Source organism: Mesorhizobium temperatum (assembly GCF_002284575.1).
GTDB lineage: Bacteria > Pseudomonadota > Alphaproteobacteria > Rhizobiales > Rhizobiaceae > Mesorhizobium > Mesorhizobium temperatum.
Genome location: NZ_NPKJ01000022.1, coordinates 222,987 through 238,267, shown reverse-complemented (window position 1 = coordinate 238,267; position 15,281 = coordinate 222,987). Strand labels below are relative to the sequence as shown.

The following is a 15,281-nucleotide window of genomic DNA, read 5'->3' as shown; positions in this document are numbered from 1 at the left end:
TGTGTTGCTTGCCATTGTCGGCGTTGCGGGTGTTGCCCTGATAATAGGGCTTACGCTGCGCGCGCCGGCGCTGATGGTGGCGACCTTGGTGGTGATCGTCGGCAGCATCGCTGGAGGCAGTTTTCTTCACCTGTCTGTTCAAAGCACCATCCGCTCGACGTTTTATCTTGTTGTCGTCACCCAAATTGCCTATCTGGTCGGCCTTGCAATTGCCGTGCTGCGGCACCGCCCAAGGCGACAATAGGGTGGGCGGCAATCCCTTGCGGGCGCCAATCCCTTGAGGTGGTTCCTGCTGCACCACCCCCCTGACATAGCAAAGTTCAGGAGGTCTGATCAAACTTCATGATGGCCGGTATTGTCCGCATCAGGATCGAAAGATCGCGGCGCAGAGACCATGTCCGAACGTACTGCGTATCCAGTAAAACGCGATGTGAATACTCGGTCATGTTTCTCCCGTTTATCTGCCAGAGGCCGGTCAGTCCTGGCCGCGTCTTCAAATATTCGTACGATGCGGCGCCATAGCGTTGCAATTCGTCGGCAACGACAGGTCGCGGACCGACGCAACTCATGTCACCACGCAGGATGTTGAACAGCTGCGGCAACTCATCCAGGCTCGATTTGCGAAGCATGTTTCCGAGAAACAGGATACGCGGATCGCACTTCAGTTTCTGGTTGGCTGCCCATTCCTGGGCGGCTTGTGGATTGCAGCTCAGATGCCGTTCGAGCACCTCCTCGGCATTCGGTACCATGGTGCGGAACTTGTAGCAGTCGAAGGCCTTTCCGTTGAATCCAATACGCCGGTGAACGAACAGCACCGGACCGCCTGTGGTGGCCTTGATCAGTAGCGGGATCAGAACCAGGATCGGACTGGCCAGGATGAGCGCTGTCGAGGCTACCATCAGATCCAGCAACCTCTTGGCCCAACCGCCGAGCGGCTGTCGGCGGTCGCCCCGCGCATCATCTTCAATGCTTGCCGTTTGCATATCCGGCTCAAGCGAAACGGTGCCATTGTCATGGCTTGCGTTGAGTTGAGGCGACGAAAGGTCTGGCGTGTTCGATGTGGCGGCCGCGCCGCTTTCAAGCCGAAGAGGCAATGTCGCCGCAGGCCTGGCTCCGACCAGAATGGCCCAGTCTTCAATAGCCAAGTCATCGCAGTGCCGCAGGTTGCTTTCGATCACGTTGGACATTTTCGCTTGCGCTCGATTTCAGCTGTTTTCGTTTGCATTTTGTCAACGACGGATGATCTCCGGCAAGCAGGGAAAAGGTGGTAGATTGGGGATGATTGGCAGCGGGGGCTACCCCTAAGATGCTAGGCTGGGTACGGACGAATGGCTGCTCCGTCCAATGTGGCACGATATCGGAATCGATCGTTCGACCTGCCGTTCTCTGCGCTGCCCTGCCAGGGGCGCAGATTCGTTTTGACAGGCAGGTGTTCGAATTGACAGGCGGTGTCGAGACTTGCCGCTGGGCTCGCGCTCGACTGACACCGCCGCGAGGAAGACAGGATGTCAGCGCGGTGCTTGGCCTGCGCGCTTCCGGTAACGATGAGCCGAAACAGAACGAACACGTGTCATCAACACGCCAAGGACGGACGAATTGGTGTTTTTGAGTGTCTGCGTCAGGTCTTCCAGTTGATCAAGCGGCGTCACGCCCCACTGCGCCACCACAATCACGCCATCAAGAAGCGGGCAGACAGCAAGCCCTTCGGCACCTGAACTAAACGGTGGGAGCTCAACAATGACCACGCTGTAGGCGTCAACGTCGCTCAGTAGTTTCTCCATATTATCGGGAACAAGCAAGTTCGTCGAATTCGACACATCGTTCTTCAAGTAATAAAACGATGTCTTTTCAACAAACTGGATTTGCTTGCCGATATTTTTGGGGCTCCCGGACTCTCCATCGATCACGTTGAGATCGGAGGACAAGAGAAGTTCGTTGGCCAGTGCCGACCTATGGTCGGCGTTGATCACGAGGGTCGTTGTGCCCGACACTCCACACAGGGCCGCCAGATTGCTTACAACGGTGCTCTTTCCATCACCGGGGGACACGGATGTGATTCCGATGCGACGTCTTGAAGGGGTGGCTACTGCCAAGCCCATGATCGCCTTGACGCTCCTGAGGCTGCCGCTGAATGAAGAGTCCGGATTCTTGAGCACCTCATCAAGCCGGCCAAAACCACCCCGCCTGAAACTGACCGGCGGCAATTCTCCGATACAGGCCAGGCCCAGTTCGCGGCGGATCTGATGCGGGGTCCTCACGTTCCGATCGAGGCCGCGCCGCGCCACGGCAAATCCGATGCCAGCCACCATTCCGGCAAGTGCGCCAAAGGCGAGGATCAGCGTCTTGCGCGGCCGACTTGCTTTCTTTGGGCTCGTTGCGGATGTAATGACACGAGCATTGGCGATCAGATAAGGTTGCTGGTCGACCGAGTTCGTATACGCCCCGAGCAGGCTTTCATACATCTTGCGATAGGTGTCGGCTGTAACTTCCAACTGCTCTAGCGTAGTCTGGCGTGTTGGCTGTTCTTCGCTGGGCGCGAGACCCTGTCCCTCGATGGGCGTCTCGTCCTGACCTATGCTGTAGTCGTGTTTCGCGCGAAACTCCTGGGCGACCCTGGTCGCCCTGTTCATCTGATCGCCGACCTCCCGCATCCGCCTTTCCAACCATGCGATGCCTTCGCCGGCCGCTTTTGTTGTCGTTTGCACTTGCTCACGCACGAACGCCTCCGCTGTGGCGTTTGCGATGCGTGCCGCCAATGCCGGGTCCAGAGACTGGAACGAAATGTCTATTGCATACGAGACACCGACACGCTGGACATCCAGGCCATCGTTGAAAATCTCCACCGCGCTACGCCGACGCTCGGATTCCAGCTGCGGACTATTGGTTTGGATTCGATCCGGCCCGGGCAGCACTCGTTGGAAGAAATTGGTCAACGCGGCATAGCTGGTATCGAGCCCGCCGGCCTCAACGACACTCATCCAAGCCCTGTGAAACCTCTCGCCGATGGTCGGACCGTGCATATCCCTGAACGTTGGATTGTCCATGAGTCCAAGGTCATCGATCACCATCATCGCGATCTTCTGGGAGCGCAGAACTGCGAGCTGGCTCTCGACCTGAGCGGTATCGAGCGACAGATTCACTTCGGCGGGTTGCTGCTGAAGGTTTCTGGGTATCTTTGGTTCGATCAGGATCTGGGTTCGCGCGGCATAAATAGAATCCGAGGTAGCAAAGTAAAACGTGGCGCAAACGATTCCGGCGACGATGAACGCCAGAATCGAGAAAAGGTACTGCCGAACAAATGAAACAACGTCAGCGAGGCTGATAAAGTCCTGCGCGGCGTCCGCCCCAAGCCATGGCTTGTGAGCTATTGCCGCCAACGGCCGGTCTAGCATGGCTTCAATCCAAATCTGCAACAAAAAGAGCGGCGAACTGCAACGGTCGAGCAGGATCGCCACCGACGGGCCCCATTGCGAGCATGCAGCCGTGCCACGGTCATGACGACAAAACCGTTTAGCTCGGTCGGCTCAACACGTGGACGCCAGGAAACATCTCATTGAGCTTGTAGACGACCTCCGTCCTGTTCGTCGCCTTCAGCTTCTTCATGATGTTGCGGATGTGAACCTTGACCGTGCTCTCTCGGAGGTTGAGCTCATGAGCGATTATCTTGTTCGCCTTCCCACGCCTGAGAGCCTGGACGACCTCTTCTTGCCGCTCCGTGAACACGCTCGCCATGGGCCTTGTCACATCGACGCCCGTGTCGATTGCCTTGTGCTGGGCAAGCACACTGCTTGCAGGGACAAATGTGCCACCGGCAAGGACAAGATTTACGGCTTCAACACAGATCTCGAAACGAATCGACGACGGGATATAGGCTTTTGCGCCATAATTCAACGCCTTCAGAATCTGCTCTAAATCGTCGGTATCGGCCAAAATCAGCACTGGAACCGGGTGGGCCTCATTCACGAGATCGGCGATTTCGCTGCCGGTCTTTGCGTCTGTCACCTTTCGGCTGCCCACGTTCAGCAGAATCGCCGACGTCGACAGTGCATTCTCTTGATGCCGCCACTCTTCGATCGAATTGAACGACAGGATTTCCTTCCCGATGCCATAGGCGGTCAGGCATTGCGCAAGACATTGTCGGTCAAGCACTCGCTCATCCAGCAGAGCCAGGCAGGATTCGGCTAAGCCGTGTCTATGAAGATGTATTCCATTCCCGGTCGTCCGCGATACGAATTCCAGTGCACCGGGTGATTTGCTATCCATTTGAATTGTCGGAACCATGAACTTACTCCCCAAACTTTTACCCACGTTTCGAGACCAGTACGAGATGGACTTCAGGCAAATACTATTTCCCACGAGCGATGTTCTGTTCGCGTCGCCTTCACTATAACTATGGGATTCCCAAGCCCCGCCATGGAACAGCACTATCCCGTCAATAATGTTTATCGGCCAAAAGATGTGCCTTCACTAATTTAGGTTAACAAAACGTAAAAAATTTTTACTCCTTCACTTGGCCTAATTCATTTGGTCTATGAAGGAGGGTATCAGAGAACACACCGACTGGAATCTGGACCTCGCGTTGCTTGTCAGGCGCGGGTTGGCGCCGTCCGTAATGACAGCCGGCCTCGCCGATGGCAGTGCGGCTTTGAGGCGCGTCGCGCCGCCTTTGCGTCGTGCGCCAATGTAAGTGTCAACCATCGATATACCTGTCATCGAACTCGGCAAATTTCGTTACGCCCAGTCGATCCAGCACGCGGACATGACCTTGGCGGAACTCCAGAAACCCGCGTTCCCGCAATTCCCGCAGCATTCGATTGACATGGACGGGCGTCAGCCCGAGCGCGTCCGCGAGGTCGTACTGGGTGAGAGGGCATGCATAGCCAGTGCGGCTGACAGCGCCGACGCGCTCCAATCGCGCTCTCAGTTCGAGCAGCAGGTGCGCTGTACGCGCCAAGGCGCTGCGTCGACCTACATTGGTTAGGTGTTGGGCAACAATCGCTCTCTGGCGCGCGAGAGTTTCGAGAAAAAGGGAGGCTATGTAGGGCGACTTCGCTGCGCCAAGAGCAAGTGTCTTGGTCGAGGCTTCTAACACCGCAAGGTCGGTTTGAGCCACAAATGTCTCAAGAGCAGTGCCCGAGTACGTCTGTGGCCGGACAATGTCGCCCTTCAGGGCAAAGTCCAAAATCTGTCGCTGTCCACCGGCAAGATCATGAGAAATGCATCCCCAGCCAGACTCGATTATGAAGACGCGATCGCCGTCCTCGCCCTGATTGACGATATCGGTTTCCGCCGCATATCGCTTTGGCACGAAGCCTAGCGCCTTGATATACGCCTTATCGTCGCTTTTGACTGCGGCTGACGTCGGCCGGTGTTCATTCTCACTCAATGAAAGGCTTGTAGCATACGTCATTCGAACCCCGCCAATCCTCCCCTAGATAACCTCCCTACGCAAAAACGTACTCCAGCTTTGACATGTTGAGTACCCTGCGCGGGCTACAACCAATGGGTGATATTGCGCTGCACTCTCACAAAAAGGCAAGGATCACGCCTGATCGAGCGCAGTAGGACCCGAAATTCATCATAAAGTTTGACCGACTCTCTGCACCATCCATTCGAATGGCAAGGCCTCCGGCGGCACCAGCCACTCACCGTGCAACTTTCGAACACGCACGCTTACGGATCGCTTACGACCTTCGGTGTGACTGGCTCGCCGTACCGACTGCAAGCCAAGCATCGCTGCTGACTTGATGTCGCGCTGACGTTGTCCGGCGCGAACCGCCCGGTCGTTCAATCGGGCGGAACGTGCCACTTCCTTATGCAACCCTCTGATTTCACTCGCAGGCAACACCCCGGAATGCTCCAACTCGAGCAGCCCCGATTCACTCAAGTGCAACGCTGCAAGCCGCTGTAGGTCAGCTGCCTCACAGGACCGCCAGTTCGCCACTGGGGACGGCACGAGATTTTCTCTTTGCCGTGACGACGTTTCAACGGGCAAGAGCGCTAGTTCAGACGCTCGGAACTACTCCGGCTCGATGAGTAACCTTCGCTGCAGTTCCAGGATCCGGAATGGGTCGATTGACGCCCCTCTTTCGAGCCAAACTGTCTTCGGTTTCAGCCGCGACAGTGGCAAGGGATACCTCATTCGCGGTAGCTATGACTCCCCGATTACCTCGCAACTGCGAAGAGACCGCCTGCCAGGTACCCGGAAAAAGGTTTGTCTGGAGTGCCAACTCCACCGATCGAAGCCCGTGCAACGGGGGGCGCATCGGCTTTTGCGCATCATGGAAACCAGCGCTTAGGGCGAGCGGCACTTCAACCGCCTTAATTGCGCTCCATAGGGTGAACGCTCCACCGCCAAATTGGTACACCCTTGGCGGACTGAGCTCAGGTCACGCTGAAAATGTCGCCTGACTCGGGCAGGACCTGGCTGTTGATGTAGTCGGCCCGCACCTCATCGGTTACGTCCCCACTGCTCACCACCCAATAGCCGTGCGGTTTCCTGATTCCCTATCGGGGACGCTAAACCGCCATTTTGATCTCGTTTGGCGGCGGATTTAGGGAACCCTCCCCTGACGGCGTTTTGAATCCTCTTTTCCAACCACATAACGGCCATGCTCAAACCTAAAACGAGCAAGATGGAGAGAACGAAAACAATGGGCATCGGAAAACCCAATGAAAACAACCACCATACGATAATCATGCCAAATGAATAGTGATTCAAATATATAGGGTAGCTTATTCCTCCAATATACTTCACTAATGCGTTGTGCCTATGAAGATTATGCTTAACGAACTCATGATATTTTATTCCTGCTGCCATTGCGTACATGCAGATCAACCAAATTATCACTGCTGATAGCTTGTACTCATAACCGCGTTCAATCGAAATAAAGATCTCCACAGTGCTCATACTGCCAAAAAGCAATAACAATACTGCCTTCCACGCATGGTTCCCCATTTTGCTACGGTCATCATCGCCGTTCCTGACAAGAAAGAAGATCATGCCTGTAGCAAAAAAAACGCCGTGCTGCAGCAGAAGCAGTTTGAAGGGGAACCGCGATAGCACTGATATCGCTTCTTCCGGCCGCGTGGACGGCGGCAGCAAGTGCAACCCGGAGAGAACAAGAAGGTATACCGAACTGGAAAACCCTATTATTTTGGCCAGATCGTAGAGTGATAAACGAAACCTCGACAAAATTGACGCGGCCACCAAGACGTAAAATACGGCCTCAACGACGAGAGACCATACGACCCCGTCGATATAAGGGCCCTTAGGAGACAACGTTACCGATCTGCAAAAATCCATCAAAAGATTGGAAAAATCCTCGCCATAAAGAGCTCGTGCGGCCAGGCTGACGAGCGCGGACAGCCACAAGGCGGGCAATATACGCGTAGCGCGCATGCGCGCGAAATGCAGCGCGTGCGACGCCCCCCCTTCGCCTGAGGCGCTCATGGCAATGACAAACCCGGAAATTACGAAAAAAACTTCGACCCCTACAGCACCCAAACCGGCAAACGCCGACAGAAAACCGAAGGCGACATCGCTTCCCTCGGCGACTGACGCACTGCTCCAGGCGAATGTCGCGAAATGGTTCAGTAACACCAAAAGCGCTGCAAAAATGCGCAAGAAGTCCATGACGTGGTAGTGGACATTGCGTTCCATATAATGTTTCCGAACCTTGCCAGAGGCCAAGGTCGAATACTATCGTGAAACGGTCAGTACACCTGCTACTACATTCGGACATAAGCCGAATTGATTAACCGTCGGATATGACCTGTTTCCTGCGGCAGATCCACCGATCTGCTACGCCTGGCCTTCTCCAGGTGAGGTTTGATAACTTATGGATTGTTCGGCGCCTTAATACGTTGAGTAGCGTTGCGACCGATCCTCCGATCATTGCTATTGACTGCGAATGCTACGCGCCGCCTTCAAGGCCGCATGGCTGTTGCTCATCGCCATCTTGGCCGCGACGATTGTTCCGATTCGCAAGCGCCCCATCCAGGCCATGGCCGGCTGGCTGCATCCTCGCAAGCTGGTTGAGACGGTGGATTGCGGTGACGCTCCCTCTGCTCCTACGGCTCCACCCGCTCTACTCCTAATTGGTGTCGCGCCCCTAAATGATGCCGTGCTAATGTTCTGGTCGGCTTGGGAGGTTCCGATCGACCTCATTGCGAATGTGTTCGCCGGCGCGTGGGCTGCCGGAGTGCTTGCCGCCATCTGGTATGTCCGGATGCGGCCCTCGCCGCCCATTGCCGAAAGTCAGCAAGACCGCGATTTGCGGGAATGGCTGGGCGGCCAACTGTAAAGATCGCTTCTGGCGATTTCCCACAGGGCCCAACGTCGCCGTTCACCGCCGCCCGGCAGGGATCGTTGTCGGTTGCGGGTCGCGTTCGGCCTCGTTGTCTGTGGGTCCACACTCATTGCGGCGCGAAGAGGTGCCTCCTGCGCTTGCGGAGTCGACCGGCTTAGCGACCTGGTGGCCGCGATGGCCGACCGCGCGCCTGCCCTTCCAGATCGGCATCAGCCTGATGCGGGTGTTGGCACTTCGCCTGACGGCGGTGCAATTCACCCTCGACAAAGCGATGGCGCCGGCTGGCGGCTGGGCGCCGCTTGGCCCGCGACTCTGGCCCTACGGTTCCCGACGGGGAGATCGCGACGCTGGCCGAAGCCGCCCGCACGGCCTTCCCCGAATGGTGGCAGTGACCGCGGTTAATCGAGTGCGCCTGCCGGCCCTGATCCAAAAGGAACAACAATGGCCTTTTCCGAATTTGACGCATGGCGGACTCGTGGTCATGCTGGGCCGATGACAAGGGGTGTACTGCTGGACCTCGCAGGCGTCATCTACGATAGCGAGATCGCCATACCAGGCGGGATCGACGCCGTCGCGCGTTTGCGTCAGGCCGGTTTGGCCATACGCTTCATAAGCAATACCACGCGCTCGTCGAAACAGAGGGTTCTCGAACGTCTGGAGGCGATGGGACTCACCGTTACCAATGCAGATGTTTTCACGCCGGCGCACGCTGCACGCGAATGGCTGCTTCGCAATGGCCGCGCGCCATACTTGTTGGTTCACCCCGGCCTTGCGCCGGATTTTTACGACCTGCCGGATCGCGACAAGCGCGCCGTCATCGTCGGCGATGCCGGAGAGGCCTTCACATATGCGGCGTTGAATGACGCGTTCCGCGAACTGAGCGCGGGGGCCGAATTGCTGGCCCTTGCCACCAACCGGACGTTTCGGGATGCTGACGGCGAGCTCAGCCTCGATGCAGGGCCATTCGTCGCGGCATTGGAATTTGCCTCCCTGAAACGCGCAACCGTTCTCGGCAAGCCCTCGCCGGAATTCTTTCTGTCGGCGCTGGCAAGCATGGACTGTCCGCCAGATCAGGCGATCATGGTCGGCGACGACGCCGAGGCCGATATAGCTGGCGCCCTGCGCGCCGGACTTTCGGGCGCGCTGCTGGTGCGGACAGGCAAATACCGGCAGGGCGATGAGAAACGGTTTGATCCGCGCCCGACCGCAACCGTCGCCGATCTCGCGGCGGCAACCGACTGGATCATTGCGCGCCGAGACTGATTGCGCGGGCTGAACCGGCCGTACAGCGGGCGCTTCGCTAGGTGATTTGGCGCTCCATTTCCACCTCGGCCCCTAGACTTTCGATGTCGCGGAAGATCGAAGCGACAGCCAGCGGGCGCCCTTCGCGCTTGAAGCGGAGCAGGCAATCCTTGGCAACGATGTCTCCATCGATCGCAATCTCGTCCCATTGCACGGCATGGCCGACGTAGTTGATGGGAACATCGTAATGCTGGCTCCAGAAGAACGGCACGGCGACGAATTTCTCGCGATGGCCGAGCATGTTGAGGGCCGCGGTTCGCCCCTGCCTCTCGGCAACTACCCAATGCTCGACCCGAATGTTCTCGCCACTGTGAGGATCTGGCCACCGCGCAATGTCGCCGGCCGCGAAGATGCCTGGTGCGCTCGTCTCCAAAAAGGCGTTTACTACGACACCGCGGTCAAGGATGAGCCCCGCTGTTTCGGCAAGCCCTGTCCGCGGTCGCACGCCGATGCCGGCGACCACGAAATCCGCCACCAACGTATCGCCACTGCTGAGTTTCACCTTGCTGCCTTCGATGCTGCTCGCGGTGTCCTCGAGATGGAATACGACACCATTCTCCTCATGGAGGACGCGGATGAAGTCGCCCATTTGCGGACCCATGATCCGTTCCATGGGCCGTTTTTCCGGTGCCACGACATGAACTTCGATCGCGCGCGAGCGCAGCGCCGCGGCAACCTCCAGGCCAATGAAACTGGCGCCAAGCACGACGGCGCGGCGGGCAGTCGTGGCTCGCTCGATGATCGCCTTGCAATCTGCGAACGAGCGCAGCGTGTGAACATGTGGTTGGTCGGCGCCGGGTATGGTCAGGCGAACCGGTTCGGCTCCGGTCGCAAGCAGCAGCCTGTCGTAAGCAGTCCGGGCCCCGTCCGCGAGTACAACTTCGCCAGAACGTGCATCGATGCTGGCGACGTTCGCATTGAGGCGCAGATCGATATCGTTCTTCGAGTAGAAGCTTTCTCGGCGCAGCGGAATCCAATCCTCCGGTGCTTTGCCGGCGAGGTAGTCCTTGGAAAGATTGGGCCGATCAACGGGCGGCGCTTCGTCGTTGCTGAGCATGACAAGGCTGCCTTGATAATGTTCGCGCCGCAGTGTTTCTGCCGCCGCGAAACCGGCCGCGCCGCCACCGACAATGACGATCTTCTCCGGAACCTGGCCGGAGCCTCCATCGCGCTGCTTGGGTGCCGTCCGTTTGCGCTTCTCGCCCACGAATATCCAATCATCGCGTTGTTCCACCGACCAGCAAGCGAGTGGACTGAAAGCTGGAGCGCGCAAGGCCTCGCCTGTACGCAAATCGAAGCACGCGTGATGCCAGGGACACCGGACGGTGTCTCCCACCACAAGACCGTCGACGAGCGGCCCGCCATAATGTGTGCATGTCGCCCCGATGGCGAAGATCTCGGCCCCGCGGCGCACCAGCAGCACCTGCTCATCGCCGCAATGGCCGAGGAGCTTTGCGCCATCGGCAAGGTCGGATAACGCGATGCCCTCGACCAGATCCGGCCCGGTTGGTTTGGTATGACCTTCAGCCATTTTCCTCTCCCTTGGCGCGATCCAGTGACAAGATCGCCTGTACGGCCGAGAAGCGGGAAATCTTCAGGTCACCAGCCTCGGAATACCTTCTGCCGGGCTGGCGCGCCTTCAGGTTCTCGGACACCGCTGGTGCCCAAACGTCCGGCCGCGCCATTCGTTGCCGGTTGGGCAGTACGCGCCGTCGATTTTCCTGGCGTTTTTGGTTCGCTGCGACGCCTGCTGCCAATTGGAAGGGCGATTCTCATCGGCGCTTTGTCGAAACCAGGTGGCGCTCATCACTCGTTGCCGCGGCTGCAACGGTCGGTTGTCGAGCGCATCGCGGGACTGAAGGAATGACGCCGTCGCGTAAACTTTTTCGCCGGACATGCGTTGTTCGTTCTCCAAGCCGAGGAGACAGCCATGCAGATGAAATCGGAAATCGCCGGTGAAGCCGCCAAGCAACGCCACATCCAGCGCGGCATCGATGCCAAGGACAAATCGAGGGGCAAGGGCAAGCAACAAGGCGCCATGCAGGCCGGAGCACGCAAATATCCCGAGCCGCCCTTTCCCGAACAGCATCAGCCGAAGCCGGGGCACGAATGGGCGATTGAGCCGGCGCCGCTTTATGACGCGCCCTTCTATATCGGATCGAAAAAACTCGATGGCAAAGTGGCCGTCATCACCGGCGGCGATTCCGGCATCGGCCGAGCCGTCGCCGTGCTTTATGCGCGCGAAGGCGCGGATGTGACGATCGTCTATCTTTGCGAGGACAAGGATGCCGAAGAGACGAAGAAGGCCGTCGAAGCCGAGGGCCGGCGCTGCATGCTGGTCAAGGCCGACGTCAGCGAACGCCGCCACTGCCACAAGGCTGTGGCTGAGGTGGTGAAGGCATTCGGCCGGATCGACGTGCTGGTCAACAACGCCGCTTTCCAGGTCCATTCCAGCGACTTCAGCGAGCTGACCGAAGAGCATTTCGACACGACGCTGAAGACCAACCTTTACGGCTACTTCCACATGACGCAGGAGGCCGTGCCGCATATGAAGCCCGGTTCGGCGATCATCAACAGCGGCTCCGTAACCGGCATCGAGGGCTCGAGGCAGCTGGTCGATTATTCGATGACCAAGGGCGGCATTCATGCCTTCACGCGCGCGCTCTCCGGCAACCTCATCGAAAAGGGAATTCGGGTGAACTGCGTGGCGCCGGGCCCGGTGTGGACGCCGCTCAACCCGTCGGACAAGCAAGCCGGTGACGTTTCGAAATTTGGCGCGGACACGCCAATGAAACGGCCCGCACAACCGGAGGAGATCGCGCCGGCCTATGTGTTCCTCGCCTCGCCGCATTGTTCAAGCTACATCACCGGCGAGATACTGCCGATCATCGGCGGCTACTAAGTTACATTTCCGATTTGGTGGCGCGACACAATTAGCGCCGCCAAACCGATCGGCAGAAAGACACAACGCAAAGGCAGACTTGCGTCTGGAGTGAAATCATGAAATCGCAACTCATCGCCGAAAGCGCCGGACAAAGGACATTCGTGGTGGTGCTTGATCCTGGCGAGGAAGCGTTCGCGGCGCTTACCTCTTTCGCAGTCGATCAGGACATTGGCGGCGCCTCGCTGACTGCGCTCGGCGCCTTCGAAACGTCGACCGTCGGCTGGTTCGACTTTGGGCAAAAGACCTTTCGCAAAATCCCGGTCCGCGAACAGTGCGAGGTGCTCAGCGCTATCGGCGATGTCGCGATAGGCGACGACGGCAAGCCCAGCCTTCACATTCACGCGGTGCTCGGGTTGCGCGATGGCACCACGCGGGGCGGACATCTGCTCGAAGGCATCGTTCGGCCGACACTCGAAGTCACATTGGTGGAAGCGCCCGGCCACCTGCGCCGCAGGAAGCGTCCGGAACTCGGCGTCGCCTTGATCGATCTGGATGCCTGAAGCCGGCCGCGGATCAAGCCAGGTCCGCTGAATTGCGATCTGGGCCGATTATCCCTTTTGTTTGATTTGTTCGACGTCCGCGGGGGCCTCGGGTGCGGCCTCCCAGCCGAACACGCTGCGACCGCCGAGCAGATGCGACTGATCGAACTCTCCGGCGACAATTTCTTTCAAGCTGGGACCTGTGACATAGCGTTCGACCTGCCGTGACTGGTCGTCGAGCCGCTTCAAGGCGCCGATTTCTTCGTCGCGTCCGAGCCTGGCTTTGTGGACGGCCGACTTCAGCACGCCGATCGTCTCGTCATAGACCTTCAGCGGCACAGGGAATGGATGCCTGTCCTTGCCGCCATGCGCCAGCGAGAAGCGGCCGGGATCGGAAAACCGGCATGGCGCGCCATGCAGAACCTCGGCGACCAGCGCCAGCGCCCGCACCGTGCGCGCACCGACGCCGGGGACCAGGAGAAGTTCGGAGAAATCGGCGGGGCCACGCTCGGCAGCTGCAGCCATGTTGCCATGAAGACGGCGCATGACGACATCGCTTTCGCGAACATCGTGGTGCGCCGGCATGACCAGGTGTGGCAGCATCGGCTGCTCGGGCTCCGGTTCCGTAGTCACGTCACGCTCGAGCGCGGCGAATTCCCTCAGGATGCGATCCGGTCCGAGGTCCTGCAGCAGCTCCAGCTGCCCCTTGCGCGACGCGTCGGCGCGGTGGTCGGTCAGGTTGACGATCTCGCCCTGGTTGGCGCCCTCGATGGCGGCATGCGGCTGGTTGACGAAACTCTTCAGGCCTTCGGACAGCCAGTGATAGCGGCGCGCCACTTTGCTGTCGCCGTTCATGCCCTGCTGCACCACGACCCAGTCGCCGTTGTCGGTCACGATGAAGCCATGCAAATAAAGATCGAAGCCGTCCTGAACGGCGGCGCTGTCAACCTTGGCGACGAGCCGGCTGGCCGTTGCCAGGCCTGTTCCGTCGAGGCCGACGCGCTCGCCGATGACGGCAAGCTCGTGCGGGGTCTTGCGTGAATGGGCGCCGCGGCCGCCGCACACGTGAATACCGAGTTCGCCGGAGAGCGGAGTCAAACCACGTTTCAGGGCGCCGATGACGCTGGTCGTGATGCCGGATGAATGCCAGTCCATTCCCATGACGGCGCCAAACGACTGGAACCAGAAGGGATGCGCCAACCGGCGCAGCAGCTCCTCGCGACCGTAGTGGTGAATGATCGCCTCGCACATGACCGCGCCAAGACGCGTCATACGGTCGCCGAGCCATTTCGGCACGCGTCCGCCGTGAAGTGGAAGGTCTGCGCTTCCCGATCGTTGTGCCAAATCTTGCCGCCTGTTGCCGATCTATGCCTGCGCTCAACAGATAGGTATCGAAAGCGGGGTGAAGAAGCGATGATGCCCGTTTCGAGCTGCCGATGCTGCCTGCTTGGTGCCAGGCCCGCTTGGCAATCAGTGTAGCGGTTATCAGGTAGATTCGCTGACGAGATTAAACTTCTCGATTTCGCAATGCTCACCTACCAGTGTCAATAAATCCGTCGGCGGCGGTCCCTTGTCAGACCGCCTCCAGCTGATGTCGAACGACACCACGGGGCTGTCGCGATCTGGGCGCCGCTCCATTCCAACCAGGCGCGCTCGATAACCGGAGGGCCCGATGATCGCGTCGAGGTCGTCATGATCCGCCGCCTTCCAGGTGAGCGCCAACACGGCGTGGTGTTCGCGCGGTATCACCAGATCGACCCATTTCAACACGAGCAGAATGATTAGCGTCAGCGCCGTCCCGGCTGCGCCCAAGGCGTATTGGCCACCCCCGAAAGCCAATCCGATCATCGTCATCATCCACAACGTGGCTGCTGTAGTGACACCGCTGACAAGACTGCCCCGGCGAAGAATGGCGCCGCCACCGATGAAGCCGACGCCTGTCAACACGCCCAGGGGAAAGCGAAGAACGTCCATACGGACGAAGGAATTCGGAGCTTTGCCGCCAACCTCCAGCAGAATGGTGGCCTGTGTCATTGCGATCGCGGCGGCCAGCCCGACCAGGATGGTTGTCCTGAGGCCGGCCGCCTGTCCGCGCGCCTCCCGGTCGAGGCCAATCAATGAACCGGCGAGCACGGTCAGAAGCAGGCGTGCCGCGATGTCTTGCCAAACCGGAATAAGAGACATCGGTAAACCCTGATCGCCGCTGGTGTTTGGATTACGAACTGATCGCAATTCAATTCGGCT

The 15,281-nt window shown here is 58.8% G+C and carries 14 protein-coding genes; 5 read left to right on the top strand and 9 right to left on the bottom strand.

What is annotated here, in order from left to right:
• The first annotated feature begins 4 nt into the window (after nucleotides 1-4).
• A complete protein-coding gene (locus CIT26_RS07010; protein WP_143747798.1) occupies nucleotides 5-244 on the top strand; it encodes a hypothetical protein in 240 nt (79 codons plus the stop codon).
• A 76-nt stretch (nucleotides 245-320) separates the two neighbouring features.
• On the opposite strand, the gene CIT26_RS07005 is transcribed toward CIT26_RS07010, so the two are convergent.
• From CIT26_RS07005 to CIT26_RS06985, 5 genes are all read right to left on the bottom strand, one after another.
• Nucleotides 321-1,187, bottom strand: a complete 867-nt coding sequence (locus CIT26_RS07005) for a sugar transferase (RefSeq protein ID WP_245319215.1) — start codon at nucleotides 1,185-1,187, stop codon at nucleotides 321-323.
• Nucleotides 1,188-1,508: 321 nt separating this feature from the next.
• Nucleotides 1,509-3,455 carry a GNVR domain-containing protein gene (locus tag CIT26_RS07000; RefSeq protein ID WP_245319214.1) on the bottom strand — a complete coding sequence of 649 codons (1,947 nt, stop codon included), beginning with the start codon at nucleotides 3,453-3,455 and terminating at the stop codon, nucleotides 1,509-1,511.
• Between the two features lie 55 nt (nucleotides 3,456-3,510).
• Nucleotides 3,511-4,281 carry a response regulator transcription factor gene (locus tag CIT26_RS06995; RefSeq protein WP_095491878.1) on the bottom strand — a complete coding sequence of 257 codons (771 nt, stop codon included), beginning with the start codon at nucleotides 4,279-4,281 and terminating at the stop codon, nucleotides 3,511-3,513.
• A gap of 409 nt (nucleotides 4,282-4,690) precedes the next feature.
• Nucleotides 4,691-5,410, bottom strand: coding sequence for a Crp/Fnr family transcriptional regulator (locus tag CIT26_RS06990; RefSeq protein WP_095491877.1), 720 nt, complete (start codon nucleotides 5,408-5,410; stop codon nucleotides 4,691-4,693).
• Nucleotides 5,411-6,451: 1,041 nt separating this feature from the next.
• A complete protein-coding gene (locus CIT26_RS06985) occupies nucleotides 6,452-7,663 on the bottom strand; it encodes an acyltransferase family protein (RefSeq protein ID WP_095491876.1) in 1,212 nt (403 codons plus the stop codon).
• A gap of 250 nt (nucleotides 7,664-7,913) precedes the next feature.
• Here CIT26_RS06985 and CIT26_RS06980 point away from each other — a divergent pair, with 250 nt between their 5' ends.
• Both CIT26_RS06980 and CIT26_RS06970 read left to right on the top strand, forming a co-directional pair.
• Nucleotides 7,914-8,306, top strand: coding sequence for a hypothetical protein (locus tag CIT26_RS06980; RefSeq protein ID WP_095491875.1), 393 nt, complete (start codon nucleotides 7,914-7,916; stop codon nucleotides 8,304-8,306).
• Between the two features lie 498 nt (nucleotides 8,307-8,804).
• Nucleotides 8,805-9,575 carry a TIGR01458 family HAD-type hydrolase gene (locus CIT26_RS06970; RefSeq protein ID WP_095491873.1) on the top strand — a complete coding sequence of 257 codons (771 nt, stop codon included), beginning with the start codon at nucleotides 8,805-8,807 and terminating at the stop codon, nucleotides 9,573-9,575.
• A 37-nt stretch (nucleotides 9,576-9,612) separates the two neighbouring features.
• Here CIT26_RS06970 and CIT26_RS06965 read toward each other — a convergent pair whose 3' ends face one another.
• Both CIT26_RS06965 and CIT26_RS35675 read right to left on the bottom strand, forming a co-directional pair.
• Entirely contained in the window at nucleotides 9,613-11,145 is a 1,533-nt protein-coding gene (locus tag CIT26_RS06965) for an FAD-dependent oxidoreductase (protein WP_095491872.1), read from the bottom strand.
• Entirely contained in the window at nucleotides 11,138-11,371 is a 234-nt protein-coding gene (locus CIT26_RS35675) for a hypothetical protein (RefSeq protein ID WP_143747797.1), read from the bottom strand. The genes CIT26_RS06965 and CIT26_RS35675 overlap by 8 nt, the downstream gene beginning before the upstream one ends.
• Before the next feature lie 173 nt (nucleotides 11,372-11,544).
• On the opposite strand from CIT26_RS35675, the gene CIT26_RS06960 reads away from it, so the two are divergent.
• Both CIT26_RS06960 and CIT26_RS06955 read left to right on the top strand, forming a co-directional pair.
• On the top strand, nucleotides 11,545-12,516 hold the full coding sequence (locus CIT26_RS06960) for an SDR family oxidoreductase (RefSeq protein WP_095491871.1): 972 nt from the start codon (nucleotides 11,545-11,547) through the stop codon (nucleotides 12,514-12,516).
• Nucleotides 12,517-12,614: 98 nt separating this feature from the next.
• Nucleotides 12,615-13,058, top strand: a complete 444-nt coding sequence (locus CIT26_RS06955; RefSeq protein ID WP_095491870.1) for a PPC domain-containing DNA-binding protein — start codon at nucleotides 12,615-12,617, stop codon at nucleotides 13,056-13,058.
• 48 nt (nucleotides 13,059-13,106) lie between these two features.
• Here CIT26_RS06955 and CIT26_RS06950 read toward each other — a convergent pair whose 3' ends face one another.
• Both CIT26_RS06950 and CIT26_RS06945 read right to left on the bottom strand, forming a co-directional pair.
• The gene (locus CIT26_RS06950; protein ID WP_095491869.1) at nucleotides 13,107-14,381 is read right to left on the bottom strand and encodes a DUF763 domain-containing protein; all 1,275 of its coding nucleotides are present in this window, start codon (nucleotides 14,379-14,381) and stop codon (nucleotides 13,107-13,109) included.
• A gap of 141 nt (nucleotides 14,382-14,522) precedes the next feature.
• Nucleotides 14,523-15,221, bottom strand: a complete 699-nt coding sequence (locus CIT26_RS06945) for an MgtC/SapB family protein (protein ID WP_095491868.1) — start codon at nucleotides 15,219-15,221, stop codon at nucleotides 14,523-14,525.
• Nucleotides 15,222-15,281 lie beyond the last annotated feature (60 nt).

What these genes read in the sequence shown, in the direction of transcription:
- CIT26_RS06945 (WP_095491868.1), bottom strand. Translation starts at nt 15,221, where the DNA reads ATGTCTCTTATTCCGGTTTGGCAAGACATCGCGGCACGCCTGCTTCTG.
- CIT26_RS06985 (WP_095491876.1), bottom strand. Translation starts at nt 7,663, where the DNA reads ATGGAACGCAATGTCCACTACCACGTCATGGACTTCTTGCGCATTTTT.
- CIT26_RS06995 (WP_095491878.1), bottom strand. Translation starts at nt 4,281, where the DNA reads ATGGTTCCGACAATTCAAATGGATAGCAAATCACCCGGTGCACTGGAA.
- CIT26_RS07005 (WP_245319215.1), bottom strand. Translation starts at nt 1,187, where the DNA reads ATGTCCAACGTGATCGAAAGCAACCTGCGGCACTGCGATGACTTGGCT.
- CIT26_RS06960 (WP_095491871.1), top strand. Translation starts at nt 11,545, where the DNA reads ATGCAGATGAAATCGGAAATCGCCGGTGAAGCCGCCAAGCAACGCCAC.
- CIT26_RS06955 (WP_095491870.1), top strand. Translation starts at nt 12,615, where the DNA reads ATGAAATCGCAACTCATCGCCGAAAGCGCCGGACAAAGGACATTCGTG.
- CIT26_RS06990 (WP_095491877.1), bottom strand. Translation starts at nt 5,410, where the DNA reads ATGACGTATGCTACAAGCCTTTCATTGAGTGAGAATGAACACCGGCCG.
- CIT26_RS06965 (WP_095491872.1), bottom strand. Translation starts at nt 11,145, where the DNA reads ATGGCTGAAGGTCATACCAAACCAACCGGGCCGGATCTGGTCGAGGGC.
- CIT26_RS06970 (WP_095491873.1), top strand. Translation starts at nt 8,805, where the DNA reads ATGACAAGGGGTGTACTGCTGGACCTCGCAGGCGTCATCTACGATAGC.
- CIT26_RS06980 (WP_095491875.1), top strand. Translation starts at nt 7,914, where the DNA reads ATGCTACGCGCCGCCTTCAAGGCCGCATGGCTGTTGCTCATCGCCATC.